Origin of the sequence: Actinophytocola sp. (assembly GCF_049647105.1) — a bacterium.
In the GTDB taxonomy this organism is placed as follows: domain Bacteria; phylum Actinomycetota; class Actinomycetes; order Mycobacteriales; family Pseudonocardiaceae; genus Actinophytocola.
In genome coordinates this window covers 39,173-65,492 of record NZ_JBARWZ010000168.1, presented here as the reverse complement: position 1 = coordinate 65,492, position 26,320 = coordinate 39,173, and the positions used below count along the sequence as shown (strand labels likewise).

The following is a 26,320-nucleotide window of genomic DNA, read 5'->3' as shown; positions in this document are numbered from 1 at the left end:
GGGTAGGCCGGTGGTGGGGCCGGGTTCGCCAGTGGCGGGGCCGCCGCCGAGGGTGGGAGGTTCGGCTGCGGTGCCGCCGCCGGTTCAAGGCCGCCCGCGAACCCCGCCTGCACGGTCTGACCCGTCGGCGGCGTGGGGAGGTCGTCGATGGCACCGATCGGGACCGGGCCCGTGACGTCCGGATCGGCGGGCACCAGGTCACCGGGGCGAGGATGGTCCGGCACCAGGTCACCTGGATGGCCGGGCAACCCGGGCAGCAGGTTGCCGGGCTCGCCGGGCAACAGGTGGCCAGGAACGGGGCGCACGGCCTCGACCGCGTCGCCGACCAGGCCCGCGCCCGGCCGGACCACGTCCGACGCCGTCTGCGCGGCCGCCGCCGGAAGGTTGGCCGCGTGGTCGACGGTGTCCGTGACCGTGTTCGTCACCGTGTCCGTCACCGTGCCGGTCACGGTGTCCGCCACCGTCATCGTGACGTCCGTCGCCGCCGCGGTCGCGCCGGCCAGCAGGTGGTGGCCGGGGTTCGCGTTCACCGGGTTCTGCACACCGGCCATGTCCACACCGGACCCCGGCTGCACGGCACTGACCAGCTGCGACTCGATGTGCGCCACGTTCGTCGCCGTGCCGCGCACCGCGGTGTCCAACCCGGCCAGCGCCAGCGGATGACCGGCCGACGCGGCGGCATGGGCGGCGTCGGAGTTCTGGGCGAGGCTCACCAGGTTGCGGACGATCTCCACCTTCGCCGTGCCGACCTGGCCTGCCGCGTGCTCCAGCCGGTCGGCGGCGGCGTTGGCGTCGCGGATCACGGACGTGAGGTGGCCGGAGTCCGCGTCGACGAAGGTCTTCCACTCCCTCGACGCGGCGTCACCCGCGTCGCCGGTCACCGCCGACAGGGCCGAGCGGGCCGTGGTGTCGGCGTCCGTCGCCAGCGTGGCCATGGTCGTCGCCGTGTCGCGGAAGGCCTGGGCCTGCCTGGCCATGGCCTCCTCGTCGGCCTCCGGCCAGACGACACCCGTCCGCGCGGCGACGTCCGCCAGCTCAGGTGGCAGCTCGATACCCATCTACTGCTCCGCGGCCTTGACTCGGTCGACCGCGTCGTCTTCGCCCGCGCTGTAGGTGCTCGCCGTGTCCGACAGGCGGGTCCCGACCGAGCCGAGCCGCTCGGACAGCGACGACAGGCGGGCGACGACGTCGTCCGAGGGCTCGGCGTGCACCGCCGAGAAGCTCTGCCCCACCTGGTCGGTGCCCCAGCAGGCGCCGTCGGTGGACAGCGCGTCGGCGAGGCCGCGGTGGATGGCGGCGACCCTGCTGCTCAGCGGCTCGAACTGACTGGCCTGCTCGGCCAGCCGCCCGGCATCGACGTCATACCCGTCGTGCGTCACGTGCGCCCCCAGACTGCATCCAGGACTTGTCCTCGAACGTCTCGTCCGAGAAGTCCGCGGCCGGTGCCGGTGTCAGCTCGTCGGCCGACAGGTCGGCGGTGCCCCGCAGCAGCGCGGCGGGGTCCGTGTCCGAGGGCACCACGGGGGCGAGCACCTCGCTCGCCTTGCGGGTCACCCGTGCGGTGGCCTCGGCGGTGGTGCGGACGATCAGCTCGGCCAGGGCGGCGGGCCGCAGCACGCGATAGGCGTCGTCGTTGATCGCGAGGTCGACGATGGTGCCCGACGCGGACACGGTCACAGCCACGAGGCCGCCCTCGCTGGTGACCGTCTCACGCACGGTCGCGAGGGAGCGCTGCACGGCCCCTAGCTGCTCCCGGCTGCGCCGATAGCCGGCCAGCAGGTCCACGACCTGGGCTCTGTGGTCAGCCACCACGGCCACCTCCGCTGGGGGACGGCATTGGTCTCGGTCTCGCGTTGGACGCGGGGCGCGATCGGACGGTTCCCCCGAGTTTCACAGACGCGCGCGGATCGCACCGTGCACCGCGCGGGCGAGTGCGCCACCAACCACCGATCGGGGACCACCGAAGGATTCGGCGGGCCCGGACGGCGGGCACAGCACGGCGACGGAGTCGGTCGGAGTGCCGGTGCCGGGCACGCCCGACTCGAACAGCGCCTGCGCCTTGGCCTCCGCGACCGTCGCGACCGCGTTGACCAGCGCCGACTCCGTGAGCCGCACCGGCAGCCAGCAGATCGAGTTGATCGTGCCGACCGGCGCCGGCACGGTGGCCGGACCGGCCGCCCACGTCGGGTGCGCGCCGATACCGGTGGTGACCGCGACCCGCACCCCGCTGTCCTCGCGGTGCACGACCTCGTGCACGTCGACGGCGGTCAGCAACCCGATGCCCTCGCCCGCCAGGCCGAGCGCGCCGGCGATCTCGGCGAGGTGGCGGTCCGGGTCGAGGCGGTCGTAGGTGTTGGACACGGTCGCGTTGACCACCCAGCGCCGCTCGCCGAACCCGCCGCCCAGCACGCCGGACGACACCGCGAGCCACGGCGAGGACGCCCGCCACACGTACACCGGCGCGCCACCCACCTCGGTGATCACGTCAGGTCCCGGCGTTCGATGAGGGAGGTGTCCCCGCTCAGGCCGACGAGCCGCACCGTCAGCCCCGCAACGCTCTGACCACCCGCGACGGGCTCGGCCGCCCCAGCTTCGTGGCCATCCAGGCGCTCGTGTCGGCGAGCTTGTCGAGGTCAGCGCCGGTGTCGACGCCGAGGCCGTCGAGGCACCACACGAGATCCTCGGTGGCGAGATTGCCGGTGGCGGACTCCGCGTACGGGCAGCCGCCGAGACCACCGGCCGACGAGTCCACCGTGGTCACCCCGTGCCGCAGCGCCTCGACCGTGTTGGCGAGCGCCTGCCCGTAGGTGTCGTGGAAGTGCACGGCCAGCGCGCCGACCGGCGTGCCCGCGTCGGTGAAGGCGTTGATCAGCGCGGCGACGTGACCCGAGGTGGCGACACCGATCGTGTCGCCGAGGGAGAGCTGTGCGCAGCCCATGTCGAGCAGCCGCCGCCCGACCGACACCACCGAGGCCGGGTCGACCGCGCCCTCCCACGGATCGCCCCAGCACATGGACACGTAACCGCGGACGTCGAGTCCCTCGGCCACGGCCCGGCTCACGACCGGCTCGAACATCGCCATCTGCGAGTCGAGCGTGCGGTTCAGGTTGCGGCTCGCGAACGTCTCCGTGGCACTGGCGAAGATCGCGATGTGCCGGACCCCCGCGGCGAGCGCGCGGTCGAGCCCCCGCTCGTTCGGGACCAGCACCGGATACCGCACACCATCACGTTGTGCCAGCCCGGCAAGCAGCTCCTCGGCGTCGGCCAGCTGCGGCACCCACTTGGGGTGCACGAAGCTGGTCGCCTCGACCGTGGTCAGCCCGGCGTCGGCGAGCCTGCCGATGAACTCGAGCTTCACCTCGACCGGGACGACCGCGTCCTCGTTCTGCAGCCCGTCACGCGGCCCGACCTCCCAGATCGTGACGCGCTCCGGCAACCCGGGTGCTGGCACCCGGGTCGGCAGCCCGAGGTCGCGAGCGGTCACCGGCGGCGCCGGTCACCCTGCGGCGGGTACGGCTGGGTCTGCGGCGCGGCCTGCTGGAGGTCCTGCGCCCCGAAGTCGTCGTTCGGGTTGTCGTTGATCTCGCGGTAGAGCAGGGTGTGCACCCGCTCGACCGACGGGATGTCGTCGAACTCCAGCGGCTCCTGCGAGGCGGACTCGATGATCAGCGTGCCGCAGCCGAAGATCCGGTCGACGAGGCCGTGCTCGAACCGGACGCTGTTGATGCTGTTCATCGGGATCGTGATGCCGGTCGTCTTGATGACGCCCTCCTTCGCCATCACCCGGTCGGTCGTGACCACGAAGTGCGTGGTGCGCCAGCGGATGAAGGGGATGAAGAACAGCCACACCAGCAGGATCAGCGCGACCGCGCCGATCGCGATGAAGCCGGTCGTGCTCCACGTGGTGTCCGAGACGAGGACCGCGAGCCAGCTGCCGACACCGAGCACCACGAGCAGCACGACGTAGGGCAGGAGGAGCATCTTCCAGTGCGAGTGTTTGTGGAGGATGACGCTCTCGCCATCGCTGAGCAGATCCTCTGGGTATGCCACGGCGTCCTCCCGAAATAAACCGCCTCAGCGATCGTGTCGCACAACCGTACCGAGGTGGACCGACAGTTCGTGGGCTGACCCGCAAGAATGTTCGTCAGTCTGCCTTCAGGTGCACGACGTCCCCCGCGCTCACGGCCTTGGGTGTCCCGTCGTCCAGTTTGAGCAGCAGCCTCCCGAAGGGATCGACGTCGACCGCGACCCCGGTCAGCGCCCCGTCCGGCAGCTCGGCACGCACCCGCTGACCGATCGACCCGCACGCCTCGCGGTAGCCCGTGAGCACACCGGATCGCTCGACGTCACCGTCGTTCGACCGCCACACGGCCTCCATCTCAACGAACGCGCGCAGGAAGCTCGCGGCCAGCTCGGTCCGGTCGGTGACCTTCGCGCCCGCGTCCGCGAACGACCCCGGCGCCAGCCCGCCCGGCGCCGGCTCGGTGCCCTCGGGCAGCGCGGTCACGTTGAACCCGACCCCGACCACGACGGCCTGGCCCGCGGCGTCGGGCACGGTCTCGGACAGCACCCCGGCGACCTTCGCCCGTTCCGGGCCGGCGAGCAGGTCGTTGGGCCACTTGAGCACCGCGTCGATGCCCGCGGTCTCGGTCGCGGCGTGCATGAGCGCGAGCCCGGCGACCATGCCGAGCGTGCCGAGCCGTTCGGCGGGCACGGCCGAGGGCCGGACCAGAACAGACAGGTAGACACCGGAACCGGACGGCGACACCCAGGTGCGGTCCCGGCGGCCGCGGCCTGCCGTCTGCTCCCCCGCGACCAGCACGGTCCGGTCCGCGGCACCGTCGGCGGCCGCGGCGAGCAGGTCGGCGTTGGTCGACCCGGTCGAGTCCACCACGTCCAGTGCCACGTAGGGGCCGTTCGGCGCGACGAGTTGCTCACGGAGGACCAGCACGTCCAACTTGTTCTCGGTCACATCGATGAACTTACCGGGCGTGAACCGTGACTAGGCTCCCGAGCATGAGCAGTGCGACCGAGCCGCTAGGGCAGGTGCCGACCGGCGAACCCGACATCCACACGACCGCCGGCAAGCTTGCTGACCTGTACCTCCGCAGCGACGAGGCGGTGCACGCCGGGTCGGAACGCGCGGTGGCGAAGCAGCACGCGAAGGGCAAGCAGACCGCCCGCGAGCGCATCGACGCGCTGCTCGACCCAGGCTCGTTCGTGGAGCTCGACGAGCTGGCGCGGCACCGCTCCACCAACTTCGGGCTGGAGCGCAACCGGCCGTACGGCGACGGTGTGGTGACCGGGCACGGCACCATCGACGGCCGTCCCGTGTGCGTGTTCAGCCAGGACGTGACCGTGTTCGGCGGCGCGCTCGGCGAGGTGTACGGCGAGAAGATCGTCAAGGTCATGGACCTGGCGATCAAGACGGGGCGCCCGATCATCGGCATCAACGAGGGCGGCGGCGCGCGCATCCAGGAGGGGGTCGTGTCGCTCGGCCTCTACGGCGAGATCTTCATCCGCAACACCCGCGCCTCCGGTGTGGTCCCGCAGATCTCGCTGATCATGGGCGCGAACGCGGGCGGCCACGTGTACTCGCCCGCGCTGACCGACTTCGTCGTGATGGTCGACAAGACCTCGCACATGTTCATCACCGGCCCGGACGTGATCAAGACGGTGACCGGCGAGGACGTCGGGTTCGAGGAGCTTGGCGGCGCGCGGACCCACAACACCAAGTCGGGCAACGCGCACTACATGGGCGCCGACGAGGACGACGCGATCGCCTACGTCAAGGAACTGCTGTCGTTCCTGCCGTCGAACAACATGTCCGACCCGCCGGTGTACCCCGGGTTCGCCGAGGAGGGCTCGGTCGCGGCGAACGTCTCCGAGTCCGACCTCGAACTGGACACGCTCATCCCGGACTCGCCGAACCAGCCGTACGACATGCACGAGGTCATCACCCGCATGCTCGACGACGGCGAGTTCCTCGAGGTGCAGCCGATGTTCGCGCCGAACATCCTGTGCGGCTTCGGCCGGGTCGAGGGCCACGCGGTCGGGATCGTGGCGAACCAGCCGACCCAGTTCGCCGGCTGCCTGGACATCGACGCGTCGGAGAAGGCGGCCCGGTTCGTGCGGACCTGCGACGCGTTCAACGTGCCGGTGCTGACGTTCGTGGACGTGCCGGGCTTCCTGCCGGGCACCGACCAGGAGTGGAACGGCATCATCCGGCGCGGCGCGAAGCTGATCTACGCGTACGCGGAGGCCACGGTGCCCAAGGTCACGGTGATCACGCGCAAGGCGTACGGCGGCGCGTACGACGTGATGGGCTCCAAGCACCTCGGCGCCGACATGAACCTGGCGTGGCCGACCGCCCAGATCGCCGTGATGGGTGCCCAGGGCGCGGCGAACATCGTCCACCGCAAGACCCTCGCGAACGCGGCCGACTCCGGCGAGGACGTCGACGCACTGCGGTCCCGGCTGCAGCAGGAGTACGAGGACACGCTGTGCAACCCGTACCAGGCGGCGGAACGCGGCTATGTGGACGCGGTGATCCCCCCATCACACACCCGAGGCCACGTGGCCCGCGCACTACGCCTGCTCCGTGACAAGCGCGAGACCCTCCCCCCCAAGAAGCACGGAAACATCCCCCTATGAACGACCGCCCCCACCTACGCGTAATCCAGGGCAACCCAACAGACGAAGAACTGGCCGCACTGATAGCGGTCGTCACCTCACTGAACGCGCCAGAGCAACCGGCCCCTCCCCCCCGGTCGGCGTGGTCAAACCGCCAAGCACTGCTTCGCCACCCACTACCCCACGGCCCAACCGCCTGGCAAACCTCAGCCTTCCCCCACTAACACACCCCCACCCCCACCAAACCCCGCGAGTCCACGCTTCAGAACCCGCGAGTCGGGCGTTCAGAACCCGCGAGTCGGGCGTTCAGAACCCGCGAGTCGGGCGTTCAGAACCCGCGAGTCGGGCGTTCAGAACCCGCGAGTCGGGCGTTCAGAACCCGCGAGTCGGGGGTTCAGGACTCGCGAGTCGGGGGTTCAGGACTCGCGAGTCGGGGGTTCAGGACCTCCGAGTTGGCGGTTCGATGTGGCCCGAACGCCGACTCTGTTATTCCGAATCGCCAACTCACGGGTTCGGAACCGAAGACTCGCGGGTCCCGAACGCCCGACTCGCGGGTTCCGAACCGTGGACTCGCGGGTTCTGAACCGTGGACTCGCGGGGTTTGGTGGGGGTGGGGGGTTAGTTGTGGTCTTGGGTGTTGGTCCAGATGACGCCTGGGACGATCAGTGTTAGGTAGACCGCGATGCTGTAGAGGACCTCGCGGACGCGTTGTTGTTCGCCGGCCAGCCAGATGCCGCCGCAGATGAGGCTCAGCACCACGATCGCGCAGGTGATGGCCTTGGCGAACAGCTTGTACGAGCACCACACGGTGCATCCGCCAGGTGCGCGGTGGCGGCACAACCGGTTCCCGCTGGCGCTGACTGGCAGCTGCGCAGCGCGATCGAGGTGCCGCATACCCCTATCCTCACCGCCGGTGATGATCCCCGACAAGCCACTGATCCCGAACTGACACACTGCATCGCATGAGAAGCCCCTGGACCGCCATGTGGGCTCTCTGCGCGTGCTTCTTCATGATCATGCTCGACTCGACGATCGTCACCGTCGCGATCCCCACGATGCTCACCGACCTGAACGCGAACCTGAACGAGATCGTCTGGGTCAACAGCGTCTACCTCCTCGCGAACACGGTCCCGCTCCTCATCACGGGCCGGCTCGGTGATCGGTTCGGCCCGAAGAACGTCCTCGTCGCCGGGCTGGTCGCGTTCACCGTCGCGTCGGCGTGGAGCGGGCTCGCCTCCTCCGCAGGCGAGCTGATCGCCGCCCGCGCGCTACAGGGCCTCGGCGCGGCGCTCATGACACCGCAGACGCTGTCGTTCATCACCCGCCTGTTCCCGCCGGAGAAGCGCGGTGTCCCGATCTCCGTGTGGGGCGCGGTCGCCGGTGTCGCGACGCTCGCGGGTCCCGTGCTCGGCGGCCTGCTGGTCGAGCACGTCGGCTGGCAGTGGATCTTCCTGATCAACCTGCCGATCGGCGTGGTGAGCCTGGTGATCGCGCTGGTCGCCCTGCCGAACTGGCAGCCGCGCCGAGGGCTGCGCTTCGACCCGATCGGCACATTGCTGTGCGCGGCCGGGCTCCTCGCGCTGGTGTACGGCGTGCAGAATGCCCAGCACTACCACTGGGGCACGGTCGCGGGCCCGGTCACGATCGTCCACATCCTCATCGCGGGTGTGGCGCTGCTCGCCGCGTTCGTCTACCGGCAGGTCACGGTCCGCACCCGCGAACCGCTGGTGCCCAACGAGCTGTTCCGCAACTCGACGTTCACCTACGCCAACCTCGCGCACGCGGCCATGGGGTTCGCGATGACCGGCATGTTCCTGCCGCTCGTCCTCTTCCTGCAGACGGTCCTCGGCCTGACCGCGCTCGAGTCCAGCGCGCTCGCCCTGCCCATGGCGCTGACCGCGGCATGCGCTGCCGGGCTGTCCGGCGCGCTGTGGCACCGCATCGGCGCCCGCAACCTGATCATCGCGGGGTTCGGCACGCTCGCCGTGGCCGTCGGCGCCCTCGTCTACCAGGCGGCACCGGACACCGACCCGGCCACGCTCATCCCCGGTCTCGCGCTCGCGGGCCTCGGCATCGGTTTCGTGTTCTCGCCGCTGACGACCGTCGCGACCACGGGCATGCCGCCAGAGCTGGCCGGCGCCGCGTCCGGTGTGTTCAACACGGCACGCCAGGTCGGCGGCGTGCTGGGCAGCGCGGCGACCGGCCTGGTGTTGCAGCTCGGGGTGGCGTTCGCCGTGCCGGACGCGGCCCGCCGGTACTCGGAACGACTGCCCGTGCGGTACCGGGAGGAGTTCGTCGACCGGATCACCGAGGCCGCGAACACGGCGAGCCAGTTCGACTCGTCACGCCCGCCCGTGCCCGACGACCTGGACCCGGCCGTGGCCGACATCGTGCGCCGCATCGTCACCGGCGTGTTCCACGACGGCTTCACGGTCGCCACGAAGGCGAGCCTGATGCTGCCGATCGCGGTGCTGCTGCTGGGCATCGTGGCCGCGACGGGCATCAGACCGCCGCGCAGGAACCCGGAAGTGCCGATCCCGGCCCAGCCACAGTCCGGGCAGCGGGCGGATGGTGCCTGAGCACCATCACGTTCCCCTGAGGTTCCGTTGGTGAGCACGCGCCCTAGTGTCCCGAACCGGAAATCTGGCACGTAATTCGGCGGCCCAGCTTCCTTCTGGCGGCGTTGCCGATCCACCCAAATACAACCCGGTACGAGAGAGGATCGGCGCCTTGCCAGCAGAAACCTGGATCCACCGACTCACGCACCGCATTCCCGGTTCGGAACACTAGTGTTCCCGGCGTGCAGTTCGTTCTCGCATCCCAGTCGCCCGCCCGCCTGATGGTCCTGCGTGCCGCGGGCATCGAACCCGTCGTCCAGGTCTCCGGGGTCGACGAAGACGCCATCGCCGCCGCACTGCCACCGGACGCGCCGCACGAACACGTGGTCGTCACCCTCGCCGAGGCCAAGGCCCGCGAGGTCGCGCAGGGGCACACCGACGCGGTGATCATCGGCTGCGACTCGATGCTGTCCCACGACGGCGAGCTGGTCGGCAAACCGGGCACGCCAGAACGCGCCCGTGAGCGGTGGAAGCGCATGGCGGGCGGCGAGGGCAGGCTGATGACCGGCCACGCCGTGCTGCGCGTCCGCGACGGCGTGGTCGACGCGGTCGCCACGGGCACCGTCGCCACCACGATCCGGTTCGGTTCGCCTGCCGAGGACGAGATCGAGGCGTACATCGGGACAGGAGAGCCACTGTCGGTCGCGGGTGGGTTCACACTCGACGGGTTCGGCGGCTGGTTCGTCGACGGCGTCGACGGCGACCCGTCCAGCGTGATCGGCATCAGCCTGCCGCTGACCCGCAGGCTCCTTGGCGAGGTGGGTGTGCGGGTGGTCGACCTGTGGGCTACGGGCAGGCCCTGAGCGTCTGGGACAGGTCCACAGGGATCGACTCGAGCCGCGCGTAGTTGCGGGTACAGCCGAGCAGTTCGCTCTTCATCGTGAAGACCTGCACATAGACCGGGGTGCCGGAGCAGTCCGTCGTCGTCGCGGGGTCGCACCGGTGCTGTGCGACGAGCACCTCCGGCCCGATCTGCAGCCCGGAGATGTCCTGGACCGCGACGAACCCCGCGCCGGACGCGAACGGCCTGTCCACCGAGGCCCACTTCTCGGACCGGCCGACCACGACCTGACCAAGCATCCCGTCCGCGTTGGGGCCGCGCACCACACAGGCGGACAGCGGGCCGCCCGAGCACTGCAGCGCGTCGGGCCCGAGTACCGCGCCGTGCCGGGTGATGGTCACCTCGATCACATAGCTCGCGCCACCGCCACCGATCTGTAATCGGCCGGACCGCCCTTCCGCGTCCGCCACCAGCTGCACCTTGGTGTCGCCGATCACGACCGGCCCGTGCACCACGCACGGCCTGGCCAGACACCCGTCGGCGCCCACCCCCGACGAGGTCGTCGTCGGTGTCGTGGTCTCGCGCGGGGCGGCCGAACTCTCCCGCCCGTGCCGCACAACACCGGCCGTGACCACCGCGCCGACCGCGACCAGCGCGCACACCACGATGGTGACGACCACAGCCCACGGCTTGTCCGAGCGTGTCACCCGTCACCTCACCCTCGTGACCTTGCTCTCGCCCCATGCCCGCACAAGGTCCGTAAACTCCCCCACCAGTAACAAGTGTGCCGCCTCGTCGATGAGGGAGTAAGGGCGTGCCCCAGCTCAGCAAGATCCTGATCGCCAACCGCGGTGAGATCGCCGTCCGAGTCATCCGCGCGTGCAGGGATGCTGACCTGCCGAGTGTTGCGGTGTACGCCGACCCCGACCGGGACGCGATGTTCGTCCGGTTGGCGGACGAGGCGTTCGCCCTCGGGGGCGCGACGGCGGCCGACAGCTACCTGAACATCGACAAGCTGCTGGACGTGGCCGCCCGGTCCGGCGCGGACGCGGTGCATCCCGGCTACGGGTTCCTGTCGGAGAACGCGGAGTTCGCACAGGCCGTGATCGACGCGGGTCTGACCTGGATCGGCCCGGCTCCGCAGGCCATCCGCGACCTCGGTGACAAGGTGACCGCCCGGCACATCGCGACCAGGGCGGGCGCGCCGCTGGTGCCGGGCACGAAGGAGCCGGTCGGCGGGCCGGAGGAGATCGTGGCGTTCGCCGAGGAACACGGGCTGCCGGTGGCGATCAAGGCCGCGTTCGGCGGCGGCGGGCGCGGGTTGAAGGTGGCGCGGACGCTGGAGGAGATCCCCGAGCTGTTCGACTCGGCGGTGCGGGAGGCGGTCGCGGCGTTCGGGCGTGGCGAGTGTTTCGTTGAGCGCTACCTCGACCAGCCACGGCACGTCGAGGCGCAGGTCATCGCCGACCAGCACGGCAACGTGGTCGTGGTCGGCACCCGGGACTGCTCGTTGCAGCGGCGGCACCAGAAGCTGGTGGAGGAGGCGCCTGCCCCGTTCCTCACCGACGCCCAGCGGGCGGAGATCCACTCGTCGGCGAAGGCGATCTGCCGGGAAGCGGGCTACTCCGGGGCGGGCACGGTCGAGTATCTGGTCGGCAAGGACGGCACGATCTCGTTCCTGGAGGTCAACACCCGCCTGCAGGTCGAGCACCCGGTGTCCGAGGAGACCGCCGGGGTCGACCTGGTGCGTGAGCAGTTCCGCATCGCGGCGGGCGAGAAGCTGCGGTTCACCGAGGATCCCGAGCCGCGCGGCCACTCCATCGAGTTCCGCATCAACGGCGAGGACGCGGGCCGCAACTTCCTGCCCGCGCCGGGCGTGGTGACCAGGTTCGTGCCGCCGGACGGCCCCGGGGTGCGGGTGGACACCGGCGTGGAGTCCGGGACGGTGATCGGCGGCCAGTTCGACTCGCTGCTGGCGAAGGTGATCGTGACGGGCGCGACCCGCGACGAGGCCCTGGAGCGGTCGCGGCGCGCACTGGACGAGATGGTCGTCGAGGGCATGGCGACGGTGCTGCCGTTCCACCGGGTGATCGTCCGCGACCCGGCGTACGTGGGTGACGGGAAGTCGTTCTCGGTGCACACCCGCTGGATCGAGACGGAGTTCGACAACAGGATCGAACCGTTCGTGGCCACCGAGGAGCTGCCGGAGCAGGGTGAGCGGCAGACGGTGGTGGTCGAGGTCGGCGGCCGCCGCCTCGAGGTGTCCCTGCCGGAAGGTTTCGCCACCACCACCGCGGCAGCGGGCCAGAAGGCCGCGAAGCCCCGCAAGCGCGCGGGCGCGAAGACCGCGGCGGCCTCAGGGGACTCGGTGGCGGCACCGATGCAGGGCACGATCGTGAAGATCGCGGTCGAGGACGGCCAGACCGTCGAGTCCGGCGACCTGATCGTGGTGCTGGAGGCCATGAAGATGGAAAACCCGGTCACCGCCCACAAGGCAGGCACGGTGACGGGCCTGTCCGTGTCGACGGGCGAGACGGTCACGCAGGGCAGCGTGCTCTGCGAGCTGACGGACTGACGGACGGACTGCGGCCCTCGGCCCCCCGAACACCAGCGTACCGACGAGGACCGACAGGCCGGGCCCGCGAACACCGAGTTGTCCACAGCCGCACCAGTTGTCCACAAGTAGGCCGTCAACCCCCTGAACTGTCGGTATACCCCGGTAGACTGGCAAGGCGGGATGCCCCCGGGACAGGGTGGGGGTTGGGCACGGTTGGGGTTGGGCACCGGCCGGTTGGCTGAGAGGACCCTCAGGTCACGGCAATCGTCACGGCTGATTACTCGATTACAGACGTACGATCGAGGAGTGAGCGAGTTCGAGCCGTCGGACATCCGGGTGAGTGACGCCGAGCGCGAGGAGGCCCTCGCGAAGCTTGGCGAGCACATGACCGCTGGCCGGCTGGACATCGACGAGTACGGGGACCGGTCCGCGCGGGTCGCGACCGCCAAGACCCGTGGTGAGCTGCTCGACCTCTTCGGGGACCTGCCAGAACCCAAGCCCGCCTTCGGCCGGCCGAAGGGCACCGTCGCGCCGCGTGAGCGCGGGTTCGTCGAGAAACTGGCTCCCGTCGCGATCCCCGTGGCGGCGATCCTCGCCGTCGGCGCGGTCTTGGTCGTGCTCAAGATCGGGTTTTTCCTCCCCCTGCTGTTCTTCTTTCTTTTTGTGAACGGTCGCTGGCAGGGCCAAGGCCGGGGACGTGACCAGCGGCGCAGGATGCGGCACAGGCGCGGCTACTGACACCCGCCGAAGGTCGCGAGCCAATCGGCGGATTGCCGGAGGCCGACCGGATTGCCAGACTCCTGAAAAAGATCTGACTAATTACGGATGAACCGTCGAATCCGATCATCCGTGTTGGATAGGGTTGATCGACCACAGGGGATCTGGGTTGGGAGGGCAACCGAGTGCCAGGTAAGCACGGGGGTGGGGGCACCCAGAACGAAGACGTCGTCAAGGTCGACCCGGACGCGGTGCCAGGACTGCGTTCGGCGTTCGCCGATGCGCTCGACAGGGTCGATCGGCAACTCGAGCTGGCGGAGGCCGAGTTGCGGGTCACCTCATGGGCGAAAGACCCGGTCAGCCAGGGCGCGACCGTTCTCTTCAACGACCGGTCCGTCGAGTCGGACCGGTCAGCGGTGGACACACTGCGGTCCTACCGCGAGCAGCTGGACGCGGCGATCCAGAACCTGGACAAGACCGCTCAGCAGTACGAGAAGACGGACGGCGAGAACGTCCGCGGCGCCGGCAATAACGAGGGCTGAGGGCGACATGACCGACACCGTCACGCCGCCGGAGGGCACTCCGGCGGCCAGTACCCCACCCGTGACCACCCCGACCACCACACCGCCCGCCGAGGAGACCCCCGCAGGCAGCGACCCCGGCGAGGGCGCACGCTGGCGCGGGTACACCCACAAGGAGCTGTACCTGATGCTCCACGACGGGCCGGGCGCTGGCGCGTCCGCGTCACCGTCGCGTCGCTGGGCCGAGATCTCCACGACCCTCACCGAGATCGGCCAGGACCTGCAGAAGGCCCTCGAACTGACCAGCTCCGGCTGGCAGGGCAGGGCCGCCGGTGCCGCCTACGAACGGCTGGCGACCACGGCGACGTGGGCAAACGAAACGGGCGCCGGCGCGGGGATCATGCGCACGGCCGTCGAGGACCAGGGCGACCACATCGCCAAGGCACGGGCCGACATGCCCGCGCCGGAAGATGTGACGCCCGCGCAGGCCGACCCGACGGTCGCGCCCGCCGTGCAGGTGCTCCAGACCCAGGTCGACGCCGAGCCCGCCGAGGCGGCCGCGTCGTCGGCGGAGGAGCGCGCCGTCGAGGTGATGGTCGTGTACGAGACCAACACCAAGACGACCACGTCCGCGCTCGCCAGCTTCGACGTGCCGCAGAAGGTGCTGCCGAACACCGACATGCACCAGGGGCAAGGTGGCGGGCTGAACGGCATCCTGCCGACGAACTCCGCGGGGCTGGCAGGCCCCGGTCCCTCTGGGCACCACGACCACCACCACAACGACTGGCGTGGTAACCGCGACAGCTGGCACTCGCCGTCGACGGGTGGCTCGTCGTCGCACTGGGAGGACTCGCGGCGGCCGGGAGGTCCGAGCATGCCGGCACCCGGCAAGACGATGGGTGTGTCCGGCGACCCGCTCCTCGCCGGATCTCGCATGTCGGGCGGGGGTTCGCAGGAACGGGCGTCGGGCCGCGGCAGCAACGGCGGCAACGCGGGTAGCGGTGGCAGCGGTGGCAACGCCGGAAGCGGTGGAAGCGGTGGCGGCAACGCGCCCGCGGCTGGTTCGAGCAGCGGGAACGGTGCCGTGTCGCCGAAGTCGGGTCCGTCGAACATGGGCCTGCCGCCGAGCGAACTGCAGCACGCCGCGGCAGCGAGCCAGGCCGCGGCCAGCGCTCACCCGGCCGCGGGTGCGCCCATCGCGCCGGCGACCGGTCCGGTGAACGGCGGCCAGGAGAAGATCCCGCTGCGCCGGTTCGGCATGGACGCGATCGGTTCCAGCCAGTGGTTCGGCGACAACGACGATCCCGTGGTCGGCGAGAGCCCGAGGCGCCGGTTCGACCTGCGGGAGTCCGCCGAGGTCACCGAGGCGGTCTCGATCCTGGACGAGGAACACAAGCTGCCGCCTACGGTGATCGGCGAGGGCGGCCGATAATCACGGCATGACGATCGGCGCTGTCGAGACCGACCCGGTGGAGATCAGCACGCTCGAGTTCGACGTGCTGTGGGAGCACTACCACGGTGTGGACCAGATGCCGCTGGTTCTGCGGGTCCCGTCGCCCGGCCGCACGGACGAGGAGCGCAAGCACATCGTCCGTGGGGTCTGGGACGGGCTCGCGAGCCGCGGCCTCGGCTCGCCCGTCGACGCGCACCCGAGGCTCACTCACCTGTTATCGCTGCTGCGCAAACCGGACCGGGAGATCGACGGCAGGCTATGGCTGGGCAGTGAGGTCCGGCTGCTGGCGGCGACGACCGGGGACGCGGCCGTACTGGCGGTGCTGGCGAACGGGCGGCTGACGCTGCGTCCCGCGGACGTGACCGGTCTCCCACGCTTCGCGCTGTCCGTGCTGCCGGACACGCAGGCCGGGCCGGGTCAGTCGATCACGCTGCCGACGGCCGACTTCGAGGCGGCGGCCAAGGAGGCCACCAAGCAGGAGGAGCTGGCGGGCGCGCTGCGCGAGCGAGGGGTGCGCGCGGCCGACGCACAGACGCTGGCCGACATGATCGGCGACGTCGTCAACCGAGGCCAGTACGGCAGCGCGTCCCGCGACCGCTGGGGCCGTCGCGTCCGCGCGGGCCGGGTGATCAGCTTCTTCGACACGGCGGACGGCCGCTACCTGCAGATACGCCGCGAGTCCCCGGAAAACGAACCGTGGACGACGATCTCCCCGGCCAACCCCCGCCGCCTACTGCAACACCTGACCGAACTACACGAAGAACCCCCCGACGGTTAGTCGAGGTCGTCGTGGCGGATCAGGCGGCGGGCCGCTTCGGTGATCGAGCCGGACAGCGACGGGTAGACCGAGAACGTGTGGGTCAGGTGTTCGACCGTCAGCTGGTTCTGGACGGCCAGGGCGATCGGGAGGATCAGTTCGCTCGCTGCCGGGGCCACCACCACCCCGCCAACGACCACCCCTGTCGCGGGGCGGCAGAACAGCTTCACGAAGCCCCTGTGCAGGCCCTCCATCTTCGCGCGGGCGTTCGTCGCCAGCGGGAGCATGATCGTGCGGGCCGGGACCTCGCCGGAGTCGATCGACTGCTGGGAGATGCCCACCGTCGCGATCTCCGGGTGCGTGAACACGTTCGCGGCCACGGTCTTGAGCTTGATCGGCGCCACGCCCTCGCCCAGCGCGTGCCACATCGCGATCCGGCCCTGCATCGCCGCCACCGACGCGAGCATCAGCAGCCCGGTGCAGTCACCGGCCGCGTACACCCCCGGCACGCTGGTCCGCGACACCCGGTCCACGGACACGAACCCACCCGGCCCCGTCGCCAGACCGACCTTCTCCAGCCCGAGGTTCTCTGTGTTGGGCACCGACCCGACCGTCATCAGCGCGTGGGAGGCCTCGACCGTCCCGCCCGACTCCAGGTGCACCACCACACCCTTGGCGGTCCGCTCCACCCGCGACGCCCGCGCGTGCTTGACCACCTCGGTGCCCCGCGCGGCGTACACGTCCTCCAGCACGGCGGCCGCGTCGGCGTCCTCGTGCGGCAGCACCCGGTCACGGCTGGAGATCAGCGTGACCCGCACCCCCATCTCGGTGTACGCGGACACGAACTCGGCACCCGTGACCCCGGACCCGACCACCACGAGGTGCTCCGGCAGCTCCGGCAGGTCGTAGATCTGCCGCCAGTCGAGGATCCGCTCCCCGTCCGGCTCCGCGCCGGGCAACACGCGCGGGGTGGCACCGGTCGCGATGAGCACGACATCCGCGTCGAGCACCTCCGTCGTGCCGTCGGATGACTCCGCCACGACCCGGTGCGCGGCGAGCCCCAGCTCGTCGTCGCAGAAGCGGGCGATGCCGTTGATGACCCGCACGCCCTCGCGCTGCACGCGGTTGCGCACGTCAGCGGACTGGGCGAGCGCGAGCCCCCTGACGCGCCCGTGCACGACCGGCAGCTCGACACCAGGCAGCTCGCTGTCGACGCGAATGCCCAGCTCATCGGCGTTGTGGAAGGCCGACCGGGCACCCGCGGACGCGATGAAGGTCTTGGATGGCACGCAGTCGTACAGCACGCACGCGCCGCCGAGCCCGTCCCGTTCGACGATCGTGACGTCGGCGCCGTGCTGGGCGGCGACGAGCGCCGCCTCGTACCCCGCCGGGCCGCCGCCCATGATCACGATCCGCGTCACCCGCGGCTCCCCTCTGCTCATGTGAGGCCTTCCGGGACAAACGGTACGCGGCGCGGCGCGGCCAGGTGACAGCGCATGATCCGGGGTATCGCTACGCTGTCGTCGTGCCGCTCTACGCCGCGTACGGGTCCAACATGGATCCCGCCCAGATGATGGAGCGAGCGCCGCATTCGCCGATGGCGGGTACCGGCTGGCTCGTTGGTTGGCGTTTGACCTTTGGCGGGGAGGACATCGGCTGGGAGGGCGCGCTCGCAACGATCGTCGAGGACCCGACGTCGCAGGTGTTCGTGGTGCTCTACGACGTGACCCAGGAGGACGAGACACGCCTCGACCGGTGGGAGGGCTCCGAACTGGGCCTGCACTCGAAGATCAGGCTGAGAGTGCAGACGCTCGAGGGTTCGGTGCTCGCCTGGCTGTATGTCCTGGACGCCTACGAGGGCGGCCTGCCGTCGGCGCGCTACCTCGGGGTGGTGTCCGACGCGGCCGAGTCCGCGGGCGCACCCGCGGACTACGTGTCCGACCTGCGCACCAGACCGTGCCGGGGCATCGGCCCGTAGGCCCTCACATCTGATTCACAGCGTCGCCGCAGCGACCGCACAGCCGCTGCCCCGAGGCTCTCCGACGTGCCCGAGGGGCGGCCCCGCAGGGTGGGATGCCCCTGCTCACCTCGCGTGGTGAGCAGGGGCGGGGGCTCAGTCGTCCGCGTCCACCCAGTCGAAGGTCCTCGTCACGGCCTTCTTCCACTGTCCGAAGGTCTTCTCGCGGGCCGCGTCGTCCATCGACGGGGTCCACTCCTTGTCCTTCGCCCAGTTGTTGCGGATGTCGTCCTCGGTCTCCCAGAACCCGACCGCGAGTCCCGCCGCGTACGCCGCGCCGAGCGCGGTCGTCTCCGCGACCACGGGCCGGATCACCGGCACGCCGAGGATGTCGGCCTGGAACTGCATCAGCAGCTCGTTCTGGACCATCCCGCCGTCGACCTTCAGCGCCGTCAGCGGCACCCCGGAGTCCGCGTTCATCGCGTCGATCACCTCGCGCGACTGGAACGCCGTCGCCTCCAGCACGGCCCGCGCCAGGTGTCCCTTGTTGACAAACCGGGTCAGGCCGACGATCGCACCACGCGCGTCCGACCGCCAGTACGGCGCGAACAGGCCCGAGAACGCGGGCACGAAGTAGCAGCCGCCGTTGTCGTCGACCGCCGTGGCCATGCTCTCGATCTCCGACGCCGACCCGATGATGCCCAGGTTGTCCCGCAGCCACTGCACGAGCGACCCGGTCACCGCGATCGAACCCTCGAGCGCGTAGATCGGGTCGTTCGAACCGATCTTGTAGCAGACCGTCGTGAGCAGCCCGTTCTGCGACATCACCTTCTCCGTGCCGGTGTTGAGCAGCACGAAGTTGCCGGTGCCGTAGGTGTTCTTGGCCTCGCCGGGCGACAGGCACGCCTGCCCGAAGGTCGCCGCCTGCTGGTCACCGAGGATGCCGGCGATCGGCACCCCGGACAGCGCGCCGCGTTCCCTGACCTTGCCGTACTCCTCCGACGACGACCTGATCTCGGGCAGCATCGACAGCGGCACCTTCATGTCCGCCGCGATCGACTCGTCCCAGGCCAAGGTGGACAGATCCATGAGCAGCGTGCGGGACGCGTTCGTCGGGTCGGTGACATGAACGCCGCCGTCCGGGCCCCCGGTCATGTTCCACAGGACCCAGGTGTCCATGTTGCCGAACAGCAGGTCGCCAGCCTCGGCCCGTTCCCGCGCACCGTCGACGTTGTCGAGGATCCAGCGGATCTTCGGCCCGGAGAAGTACGTCGCGAGCGGCAGCCCGGTCTTCGCCTTGTACCGGTCCTGCCCGCCGCCGAGTCCCTCGAGCGCAGCGCAGATCTTGTCCGTCCTGGTGTCCTGCCAGACGATCGCGTTGTACACCGGCTTGCCGGTCGACCTGTCCCACACCACCGCGGTCTCGCGCTGGTTGGTGATGCCGACCGCGACGATGTCCTTCGACTGCAGGTCCGCCTTCGCCAGCGCACCCGCCGCCACCTCACGCGCGTTGAGCCAGATCTCCTCCGGGTCGTGCTCGACCCAGCCTGCCTTCGGGAAGATCTGCTCGTGCTCCTTCTGGGCCACCGCCACGACCTCACCCGCGTGGCTGAAGATCATGCAGCGGGTGGACGTGGTGCCCTGGTCGATCGCGGCCACATAGCTCGTCATTGCAAAAGCCTCTCTGGGTCAGGCGGTCGCCGGCAGGATCTGGTACAGGAGGCCTGCGAGGACACCACCGACGATGGGGCCGACCACCGGCACCCACGAGTAGTTCCACTCCGCGCTGCCCTTGCCCTTGATGGGCAGCACCGCGTACGCGATGCGCGGCGCGAGGTCACGCGCCGGGTTGATGGCGTACCCCGTCGGGCCACCGAGCGAGGCACCGACCGAGATGACGACGAACGCGACGGCCGCGTAACCGAGCGCCCCGTTGCCGAACACCGGCACCCCGTCGTCGCCGACCGACGCGCCGGGGCTGAGCAGGATCCAGAAGACCAGCACGAAGGTGCCGATGACCTCGGTGACGACGTTCCACGCGTAGCTCGGCACGGTCGGACCGGTGCAGAAGATGCCTCGGGTGTTCTCCGGCTCGTCGTGGGTGTCGAACTGAAGCTTGTAGGTCAGCCAGGCGAGGACCGCACCGATGAAGGCGCCGACCATCTGACCGGCGAGATATGCGGGCACGTCGGACCATTCGGTCTTGTCCGCGGCGGCCAGCCCCAGCGTGACCGCCGGGTTGAGGTGCGCGCCGCTCGGGTTGGCGATGCTCGCGCCGACGAACACCGCGAAACCCCAGCCGATGTTGATGAGGAGCCAGCCGCCACCCGTGCCGAGTGTCTTTTTGAGCACGACATTCGCGACCACGCCGGCGCCGAGCAGAATCAGCCCGGCCGTACCCAGCATTTCCCAGAGGAATATCTCGCCGAAGTTCAGATCCACGACCACTCCTTCGCACTGAGTGGTAGGCGTCCGTCGGCCTGAAGGGTGGGGCGCCGGTGCCTACCCTGAGCCAGCCCGACGCTAGGCCCACAAGGTCAACTTGTCCAGATATCGGGAGGCTCGTTAGGCCGGTAGCGTGGTTCTCGTCCGGAACGTATAGGACGAGGAGGCGCCGTGACAGCGGATACCACGGGCGGTCAGCTGGGTACAGCTGAGCGTGAGGAAACCTGGCGGCGGCTGGGTTCGGAGACGTTCGATCTGGTCGTCATCGGCGGTGGCGTGGTCGGCGCCGGCACGGCGCTGGACGCCGCGACCCGTGGCCTGCGTGTCGCGCTCGTGGAGGCGCGTGACCTCGCGTCCGGCACCTCCAGCAGGTCCTCGAAGCTGTTTCACGGCGGTTTGCGGTACCTGGAGCAGCTCGAGTTCGGGCTCGTGCGGGAGGCGCTGCGCGAACGCGAGTTGATGCTCACCCGCTTGGCGCCCCATCTGGTGAAGCCGGTGAGTTTCCTTTACCCGCTGACACATCGCATCTGGGAACGCCCGTACACGGCGGCAGGCCTGTTCTTATACGACTCGATGGGCGGCGCGCGGTCCGTGCCGGGCCAGAAACACCTGAGCCGTGCCGGTGCGCTGCGGCTGGTGCCCGCGCTGAAGCGGTCGGCGCTGATCGGCGGCATCCGGTACTTCGACGCGCAGGCCGACGACGCGCGGCACACGATGACCGTCGCGAGGACCGCTGCGCACTACGGTGCCGTGATCCGGACGTCCACACAGGTCGTGGGCGTCATCCGGGAAGCGGACCGGGTGTCGGGTGTGCGGATCCACGACGTCGAGGACGGCCGAGGCCTCGAGGTGCAGGCGAACGCGGTGATCAACTGCACCGGCGTGTGGACCGACGACCTGCAACGGCTTTCCGGCTCGCGCGGCCGGTTCCGGGTGCGCGCGTCGAAGGGCGTGCACATCGTCGTGCCACGCGACCGGATCGTGGCCGAATCCGGACTGATTCTGCGGACAGAGAAATCGGTGCTTTTCGTCATTCCGTGGAGAAACCACTGGATCGTGGGGACCACCGATACGGACTGGAACCTCGACCTGGCCCACCCGGCTGCGACGAAGCACGACATCGACTACATCCTGGAGCACGTGAACTCGGTGCTCGCGACGCCGTTGACACACGACGACATCGAGGGCGTGTACGCGGGGCTGCGGCCGCTGCTGGCCGGGGAGAGCGAAGAGACCTCGAAGCTGACGCGTGAGCACGCGGTCGCACGGGTGGCACCGGGCCTGGTCGCGATCGCGGGCGGCAAGTACACCACCTATCGGGTGATGGCCGCTGACGCGGTGAACGCGGCGTCGGCCGACCTGCCGGGCAGGCTCCAGCCGTCGATCACGGACAAGGTGCCGCTCCTGGGCGCCGACGGATACCACGCGCTCGTGAACCAGGTGGACCAGCTTGGCGCACGGCACGGCCTGCACCCGTACCGCGTGCGGCACCTGCTGGACCGGTACGGGTCGCTGGTGCACGAGGTGCTGACGCTGGCGGAAGGCAGGCCGGAACTGCTGAAGCCGCTGACCGCCGCGCCGGACTACCTGCAGGTGGAGATCGTGTACGCGGCGTCGCACGAGGGCGCGCTGCACCTGGACGACACCCTCGCGCGGCGGACCCGCATCTCGATCGAGTACCCGCACCGGGGCGTCGACTGCGCGCAGCAGGTGGCGGAACTGATGGCCGGCGTGCTCGGCTGGCCGGAGGAGACGACGAGCCGCGAGGTCAAGATCTACAAGGCCCGAGTGCAAGCCGAACGAGACAGCCAGGACCAACCGGACGACCAGGCCGCGGACGCCATCCGGGCGGCGGCCCCGGAAGCCCGGCCGGAACTGGAACAAGAACCGGAACCGGCCTGACGGTCCCGGACTCGCGAGCCCGGCATCGCCGGCGTCGCGAGTCCGGCTCGATGCCCGAAACCGGGATCAGACCAGGATCAGCTCGACACGCCTGCCTCGTCGTGGTCCTCGTTCGTCGGGTTGTTCTTCTGCGGCTTGCCGTTGCGGCGGCGCGCGGTCTGGCGCGGCAGCGTGGCGGGCGGGCGCGGTGGCTGGGCGCCGCCACCCATCATCAGCTCCGCGAACGTGGCCATGGCCTCGTCCAGGTGCCCGCCGATGCGGCGCTCCGACTCCTCGTTGCTCTTCTTCACCAGCGACACGACCGACTCGGTGTCCGGCTGCTTGGTGACCACGCCCTCGACCGTCGAAAGGCTCTTGGCCAGCGTCTTGCCCATGTCGGCGATCTTGTCGGTGAAGCCGTCCTCGACCGCGTCGAGTCTGGTGGTCATGCTGTCCAGGCGGCCGGTCACCTGCTCGAGGCGCACCGCCAGCTCCTCGAGCCGCTCGGTGCCGTCGACCGTCGTCTTCGTCTCGTCGATCGAGTCCTGCAGCGTCTTGCGGGACGCCTCGACCTTGGCCGACAGCGAGGTCGACTTCTGGTCGACGTTCGCGTGCAGGCCCTCGACCGCCTCGGCCAGCTTGCCCTGCACCGTCTCCGACGCGTCGACGACCGACTGGCGGACGGTGTCGCGGGTCGAGTCGAGCTGGCCGCGCAGGGCGCCGTCGACCTCGTCGATCCGCACGCGCAGAGTGTTCTCGGCGCCTTCCACGCGCTCGCGCAGCGTGTTCGTGGCCGCGTCGACGCGCTCGCGCACCGGGCCGGTCACGTTGCCAGGCAGCGCGTCGAGCTTCGCGTCCTGCTTGTCCAGGTGCTTGTCGATGTTCGCGTCGAGCTCGTCGATGCGGCGGTGGATGTTCGCGAGCTTGTCCTCAAGCCCGTCCATCCGGCCGGCGACACCCTCGAAGCGCCCCGCCACCCCGTCGAGACGGCCGTCCAGCTGCGCGAACGGCGTGGCCAGCTTGTCCACGATGCCCTCGACGGCACGGGTCAGCGCGGCCAGCGCGGTGTTCTGGGACTCGAGCTTGGCCATCGCGTCGTCGACCCGCGACGTCAACGCCGTGACATCCGTGCGGTCCGGGAGCTCGGACAGCCGCTTGCGCACCGCCCCGATGGACTCCAGCGGCGAGAGCCTGGCGTGGATCTCGTCCAGCGTGTCGAAGATCTGCTGCTGTTCGCTCTCACGGATCTCGGCCGCGCGCACCAACATGTTGCGCATCCGGTCGAACGGCACCGTCGAGTTGTTGTTCTCGTTCACGGAGGTGACCTTCGTCGTGGGGATGGGGCAGGGCCGACGTTGAAAGCCTAGCCACTCCTGGAACGCGCCAATACACCACCCGTTAGTTGCTTGCAGGCTCAAACACGCATAGTTACGCCGATCGGAGCTTGACCGTGGCGCGAATGCCACCGTCGAACATCACCTTGCGTGGTGCTACGATTACCGGATCGGATGACGGCGCCCTCCGAGTACCGTTGCACCATGTCGAGCATGAACCTCGTTCCGGTGACCCCGGAGGCTGTCAGAACCGCACCCAAAGTTCTCCTTCACGACCACCTGGATGGTGGCCTCCGGCCCGCCACGGTGATCGAACTGGCCGACGCGTGCGGCTACCGCGAACTCCCCACCAGCGACGTCGACGAACTCGGCCACTGGTTCACGGAGTCGGCCGACTCGGGCTCGCTCGTGCGGTACCTCGAGACGTTCGCGCACACGTGCGGTGTCATGCAGACGACCGACGCGCTGGTGCGGGTCGCAGCCGAGTGCGCGGAGGACCTCGCCGCTGACGGTGTCGTGTACGCGGAGGTGCGTTACGCACCGGAGCTGTTCTGTGAGAACGGGCTCGATCTCGACACGATCGTGGAAGCGGTGCAGGAAGGTTTCCGCGTCGGCACCGCACGCGCGCTGGAGGCGGGCCACCGGATCCGGATCGGCACGCTCCTGTGCGCCATGCGGCAGAACGCGCGTTCGCTGGAGATCGCCGAACTGGCGGTGCGGCACCGCGACACCGGCGTGGTCGGCTTCGACATCGCGGGCCCGGAGGCGGGTTTCCCTCCCACGCGCAACCTGGACGCGTTCGAGTACCTGCGGCAGCAGAACGCGCACTTCACGATCCACGCCGGTGAGGCGTTCGGTCTCCCGTCGATCTGGGAGGCCCTCCAGCACTGCGGAGCGGAGCGGCTGGGGCACGGTGTGCGGATCGTCGACGACATCAAGGTCGACGACGACGGCACCGTGCAGCTGGGCAGGCTCGCGAGCTATGTCCGCGACCGCCGCATCCCGCTCGAGATGTGCCCGTCGTCCAACGTGCAGACCGGTGCGGCGACGTCGATCGCCGACCACCCGATCGGACTACTCACCAAGCTGCGCTTCCGGGTGACCGTCAACACCGACAACCGGCTGATGTCGGGTTGTTCGATGTCGTCGGAGATGTCCACGCTGGTGGACCAGTTCGGCTACGACTGGGCGGACCTGCGGTGGTTCACGATCAACGCGATGAAGTCCGCGTTCATCGGGTTCGACGAGCGCCTCGCCATCATCGACACGGTGATCAAGCCGGGTTACGCCGCGCTGACGGGCTGACACGGGAAAGGGCCCCGTCGAAGGACGGGGCCCTTTCCGCTGGTCACTTGATGTCGAGGCGTTCCTCGAAGTCGCTCACCAGGGCGCGCCACGACTCGACCTCCGCGTCGAACGGCGCGCTCGGCGCCAGGCGCGTCGGGTCGGGTCGCAGCACGAACGAGACCAGCCAGCCAAGGCTCTCGGACTGGGCCAGCCCCTCGGACACGCTCTTGTCGCCCGCCCAGTCGGCGGCGTCGTTCAGCAACTCCACTGCCAGGTCGAGCTGGACCGGGTCGACCGCGTCCGGGCCTTCCTCGATGTCGTCGGCGAGCCCGTTCAGCACGTAGGTGTTGTCGGTCTCGACCTCGATCTCGAGGCTGCCGTCGGTCGCCTTGGTCGCGACGTCGTCCCACGTGGAGACCTCGGACAGGTCGTTGTCCTCGTTCACGGACTGCGCGATGTGCTTGGCCAGCGCCCGAGGGGACTTGGTGACCGCGATCTTGCCCTTCGAGCCGAGGAAGATCGGCTCGTCATCGAGGTAGCAGCGGAGGGTGTAGTACTCCGCCTCCGCCGTGATGATCTTGATGGGGTCGATGCCCACCTCGGCCCAGAAGCCGACCGGCTCCGGCTCGGCCTCTTCTTCCTCTTCTTCCTCGTCGTCGGCGTCCTCGTCCGCGTCCTCCGCGTCGTCCTTTTTGGACTCGTCCTCGACGACGTCGTCGGCGTCCTCGGTGTCCAGCGCGCTCTCCGCCTCCGCGGACTCGGCCTGGAACGCCGCCAGCTCGTCAGTGGTCTCGTCCAGCGTCGCCTTGTCGACATCCGGGACCACGACGACGTCATCGATCGCGTCGAGGATCTCGTCCCACCGCTCTGCGATGGTCTCGGCGAGGTCGGTCCAGAGCTTCTCGCCCTCGCGGCCGGTGAACGGGAACGTGCCCTGCTCCAGCACGGAGAACCCGGCGGCCGAGTTCAGCACCTCGTGCACCTCGTCCAGCTCGCACACGTCGGCGAGCGACCGGACGATCGTGATGATGTCGGCGAGCTCGCCGATCGTCCACGTGTCCGGTTCCTCGGCTGCCAGCTCGGGCACGCCGACGAGGTCGTAGGTATGCGCCTCGTCGGGCAGCAGCTCCGGCACGGACAGCTCGGGCACGACATCCCATGCCGGGTGGTCGGCGAGGTCGTGCTCGTCGACGGTGCGGACGAACGCGGCGAGGTGGGCGGCGTCCGGGAACGCGTACAGGTCGTCCTCGTGGCCGAGGAAGGCCTCCCACTCCTCGCCGTCCTCCCGCCAGCGCGGCGCCCACAGTGTGACGACATCGCCCTGGGGCAGGCCGAGCTCGATCGAGACGATGTCCTGGGACATTGCTGGACCTCCAGGT

At 69.8% G+C, this 26,320-nt stretch carries 25 protein-coding genes and 1 pseudogene; 12 read left to right on the top strand and 14 right to left on the bottom strand.

Annotated elements, in window-relative coordinates; translation table 11 throughout:
• The 7 genes and pseudogenes from WBA97_RS21175 to WBA97_RS21145 all read right to left on the bottom strand — a co-directional run.
• Positions 1-1,058 (bottom strand): annotated as a pseudogene (locus tag WBA97_RS21175) (hypothetical protein); the annotation flags it as partial.
• Positions 1,059-1,379: a hypothetical protein gene (locus WBA97_RS21170; RefSeq protein ID WP_424232608.1), complete on the bottom strand. Its 321-nt coding sequence runs from the start codon at positions 1,377-1,379 to the stop codon at positions 1,059-1,061.
• Complete coding sequence (locus tag WBA97_RS21165; protein ID WP_424232607.1) at positions 1,360-1,809, bottom strand: YbaB/EbfC family nucleoid-associated protein; 450 nt, start codon at positions 1,807-1,809, stop codon at positions 1,360-1,362. The genes WBA97_RS21170 and WBA97_RS21165 overlap by 20 nt, the downstream gene beginning before the upstream one ends.
• 81 nt (positions 1,810-1,890) lie before the next feature.
• Entirely contained in the window at positions 1,891-2,484 is a 594-nt protein-coding gene (locus WBA97_RS21160) for an adenosylcobinamide amidohydrolase (protein WP_424232606.1), read from the bottom strand.
• Between the two features lie 58 nt (positions 2,485-2,542).
• A complete protein-coding gene (locus WBA97_RS21155; RefSeq protein ID WP_424232605.1) occupies positions 2,543-3,484 on the bottom strand; it encodes a hydroxymethylglutaryl-CoA lyase in 942 nt (313 codons plus the stop codon).
• Positions 3,481-4,050 carry a PH domain-containing protein gene (locus WBA97_RS21150; protein WP_424232604.1) on the bottom strand — a complete coding sequence of 190 codons (570 nt, stop codon included), beginning with the start codon at positions 4,048-4,050 and terminating at the stop codon, positions 3,481-3,483. The genes WBA97_RS21155 and WBA97_RS21150 overlap by 4 nt, the downstream gene beginning before the upstream one ends.
• A 94-nt stretch (positions 4,051-4,144) precedes the next feature.
• Complete coding sequence (locus WBA97_RS21145; RefSeq protein WP_424232603.1) at positions 4,145-4,972, bottom strand: biotin--[acetyl-CoA-carboxylase] ligase; 828 nt, start codon at positions 4,970-4,972, stop codon at positions 4,145-4,147.
• Between the two features lie 44 nt (positions 4,973-5,016).
• On the opposite strand from WBA97_RS21145, the gene WBA97_RS21140 reads away from it, so the two are divergent.
• Both WBA97_RS21140 and WBA97_RS21135 read left to right on the top strand, forming a co-directional pair.
• Positions 5,017-6,654: an acyl-CoA carboxylase subunit beta gene (locus tag WBA97_RS21140; RefSeq protein WP_424232602.1), complete on the top strand. Its 1,638-nt coding sequence runs from the start codon at positions 5,017-5,019 to the stop codon at positions 6,652-6,654.
• The gene (locus tag WBA97_RS21135) at positions 6,651-6,857 is read left to right on the top strand and encodes an acyl-CoA carboxylase subunit epsilon (protein WP_424232601.1); all 207 of its coding nucleotides are present in this window, start codon (positions 6,651-6,653) and stop codon (positions 6,855-6,857) included. The genes WBA97_RS21140 and WBA97_RS21135 overlap by 4 nt, the downstream gene beginning before the upstream one ends.
• Positions 6,858-7,251: 394 nt before the next feature.
• Here WBA97_RS21135 and WBA97_RS21130 read toward each other — a convergent pair whose 3' ends face one another.
• A complete protein-coding gene (locus WBA97_RS21130) occupies positions 7,252-7,527 on the bottom strand; it encodes a hypothetical protein (RefSeq protein WP_424232600.1) in 276 nt (91 codons plus the stop codon).
• 68 nt (positions 7,528-7,595) lie between these two features.
• Between WBA97_RS21130 and WBA97_RS21125 the strand changes: the two genes are divergently transcribed.
• Positions 7,596-9,212, top strand: a complete 1,617-nt coding sequence (locus WBA97_RS21125) for a DHA2 family efflux MFS transporter permease subunit (protein ID WP_424232599.1) — start codon at positions 7,596-7,598, stop codon at positions 9,210-9,212.
• A 221-nt stretch (positions 9,213-9,433) separates the two neighbouring features.
• Positions 9,434-10,054 carry a Maf family protein gene (locus tag WBA97_RS21120; protein WP_424232598.1) on the top strand — a complete coding sequence of 207 codons (621 nt, stop codon included), beginning with the start codon at positions 9,434-9,436 and terminating at the stop codon, positions 10,052-10,054.
• On the opposite strand, the gene WBA97_RS21115 is transcribed toward WBA97_RS21120, so the two are convergent.
• A complete protein-coding gene (locus WBA97_RS21115; RefSeq protein ID WP_424232597.1) occupies positions 10,038-10,739 on the bottom strand; it encodes a hypothetical protein in 702 nt (233 codons plus the stop codon). The genes WBA97_RS21120 and WBA97_RS21115 overlap by 17 nt on opposite strands.
• 107 nt (positions 10,740-10,846) lie before the next feature.
• Between WBA97_RS21115 and WBA97_RS21110 the strand changes: the two genes are divergently transcribed.
• The 5 genes from WBA97_RS21110 to WBA97_RS21090 all read left to right on the top strand — a co-directional run bounded on the left by WBA97_RS21110 (position 10,847) and on the right by WBA97_RS21090 (position 16,058).
• Positions 10,847-12,607: an acetyl/propionyl/methylcrotonyl-CoA carboxylase subunit alpha gene (locus WBA97_RS21110; protein ID WP_424232596.1), complete on the top strand. Its 1,761-nt coding sequence runs from the start codon at positions 10,847-10,849 to the stop codon at positions 12,605-12,607.
• Between the two features lie 288 nt (positions 12,608-12,895).
• Positions 12,896-13,327, top strand: a complete 432-nt coding sequence (locus WBA97_RS21105; RefSeq protein WP_424232595.1) for a DUF1707 SHOCT-like domain-containing protein — start codon at positions 12,896-12,898, stop codon at positions 13,325-13,327.
• Positions 13,328-13,491: 164 nt separating this feature from the next.
• Complete coding sequence (locus WBA97_RS21100; protein ID WP_424232594.1) at positions 13,492-13,848, top strand: transcriptional regulator; 357 nt, start codon at positions 13,492-13,494, stop codon at positions 13,846-13,848.
• Between the two features lie 7 nt (positions 13,849-13,855).
• The gene (locus WBA97_RS21095; protein WP_424232593.1) at positions 13,856-15,259 is read left to right on the top strand and encodes a PPE domain-containing protein; all 1,404 of its coding nucleotides are present in this window, start codon (positions 13,856-13,858) and stop codon (positions 15,257-15,259) included.
• Between the two features lie 7 nt (positions 15,260-15,266).
• Positions 15,267-16,058: an ESX secretion-associated protein EspG gene (locus tag WBA97_RS21090; protein ID WP_424232592.1), complete on the top strand. Its 792-nt coding sequence runs from the start codon at positions 15,267-15,269 to the stop codon at positions 16,056-16,058.
• Here the strand turns inward: WBA97_RS21090 and WBA97_RS21085 are convergent.
• On the bottom strand, positions 16,055-17,458 hold the full coding sequence (locus WBA97_RS21085; protein WP_424232591.1) for an NAD(P)H-quinone dehydrogenase: 1,404 nt from the start codon (positions 17,456-17,458) through the stop codon (positions 16,055-16,057). The two genes, WBA97_RS21090 and WBA97_RS21085, sit on opposite strands and share 4 nt — an antisense overlap.
• Positions 17,459-17,562: 104 nt before the next feature.
• Here WBA97_RS21085 and WBA97_RS21080 point away from each other — a divergent pair, with 104 nt between their 5' ends.
• Positions 17,563-18,015: a gamma-glutamylcyclotransferase gene (locus WBA97_RS21080; RefSeq protein ID WP_424232590.1), complete on the top strand. Its 453-nt coding sequence runs from the start codon at positions 17,563-17,565 to the stop codon at positions 18,013-18,015.
• Between the two features lie 135 nt (positions 18,016-18,150).
• Here WBA97_RS21080 and glpK read toward each other — a convergent pair whose 3' ends face one another.
• On the bottom strand, positions 18,151-19,665 hold the full coding sequence (gene glpK / locus WBA97_RS21075) for a glycerol kinase GlpK (RefSeq protein ID WP_424232589.1): 1,515 nt from the start codon (positions 19,663-19,665) through the stop codon (positions 18,151-18,153).
• Between the two features lie 18 nt (positions 19,666-19,683).
• The gene (locus WBA97_RS21070) at positions 19,684-20,430 is read right to left on the bottom strand and encodes an MIP/aquaporin family protein (protein ID WP_424232616.1); all 747 of its coding nucleotides are present in this window, start codon (positions 20,428-20,430) and stop codon (positions 19,684-19,686) included.
• Positions 20,431-20,610: 180 nt separating this feature from the next.
• Here WBA97_RS21070 and WBA97_RS21065 point away from each other — a divergent pair, with 180 nt between their 5' ends.
• Positions 20,611-22,341, top strand: a complete 1,731-nt coding sequence (locus WBA97_RS21065; RefSeq protein ID WP_424232588.1) for a glycerol-3-phosphate dehydrogenase/oxidase — start codon at positions 20,611-20,613, stop codon at positions 22,339-22,341.
• Positions 22,342-22,418: 77 nt separating this feature from the next.
• Here WBA97_RS21065 and WBA97_RS21060 read toward each other — a convergent pair whose 3' ends face one another.
• Entirely contained in the window at positions 22,419-23,597 is a 1,179-nt protein-coding gene (locus WBA97_RS21060; RefSeq protein ID WP_424232615.1) for a hypothetical protein, read from the bottom strand.
• Between the two features lie 261 nt (positions 23,598-23,858).
• Between WBA97_RS21060 and WBA97_RS21055 the strand changes: the two genes are divergently transcribed.
• Positions 23,859-24,959, top strand: coding sequence for an adenosine deaminase (locus tag WBA97_RS21055; RefSeq protein ID WP_424232587.1), 1,101 nt, complete (start codon positions 23,859-23,861; stop codon positions 24,957-24,959).
• Between the two features lie 43 nt (positions 24,960-25,002).
• On the opposite strand, the gene WBA97_RS21050 is transcribed toward WBA97_RS21055, so the two are convergent.
• Positions 25,003-26,304, bottom strand: coding sequence for a primosomal protein (locus WBA97_RS21050; RefSeq protein ID WP_424232586.1), 1,302 nt, complete (start codon positions 26,302-26,304; stop codon positions 25,003-25,005).
• Positions 26,305-26,320 lie beyond the last annotated feature (16 nt).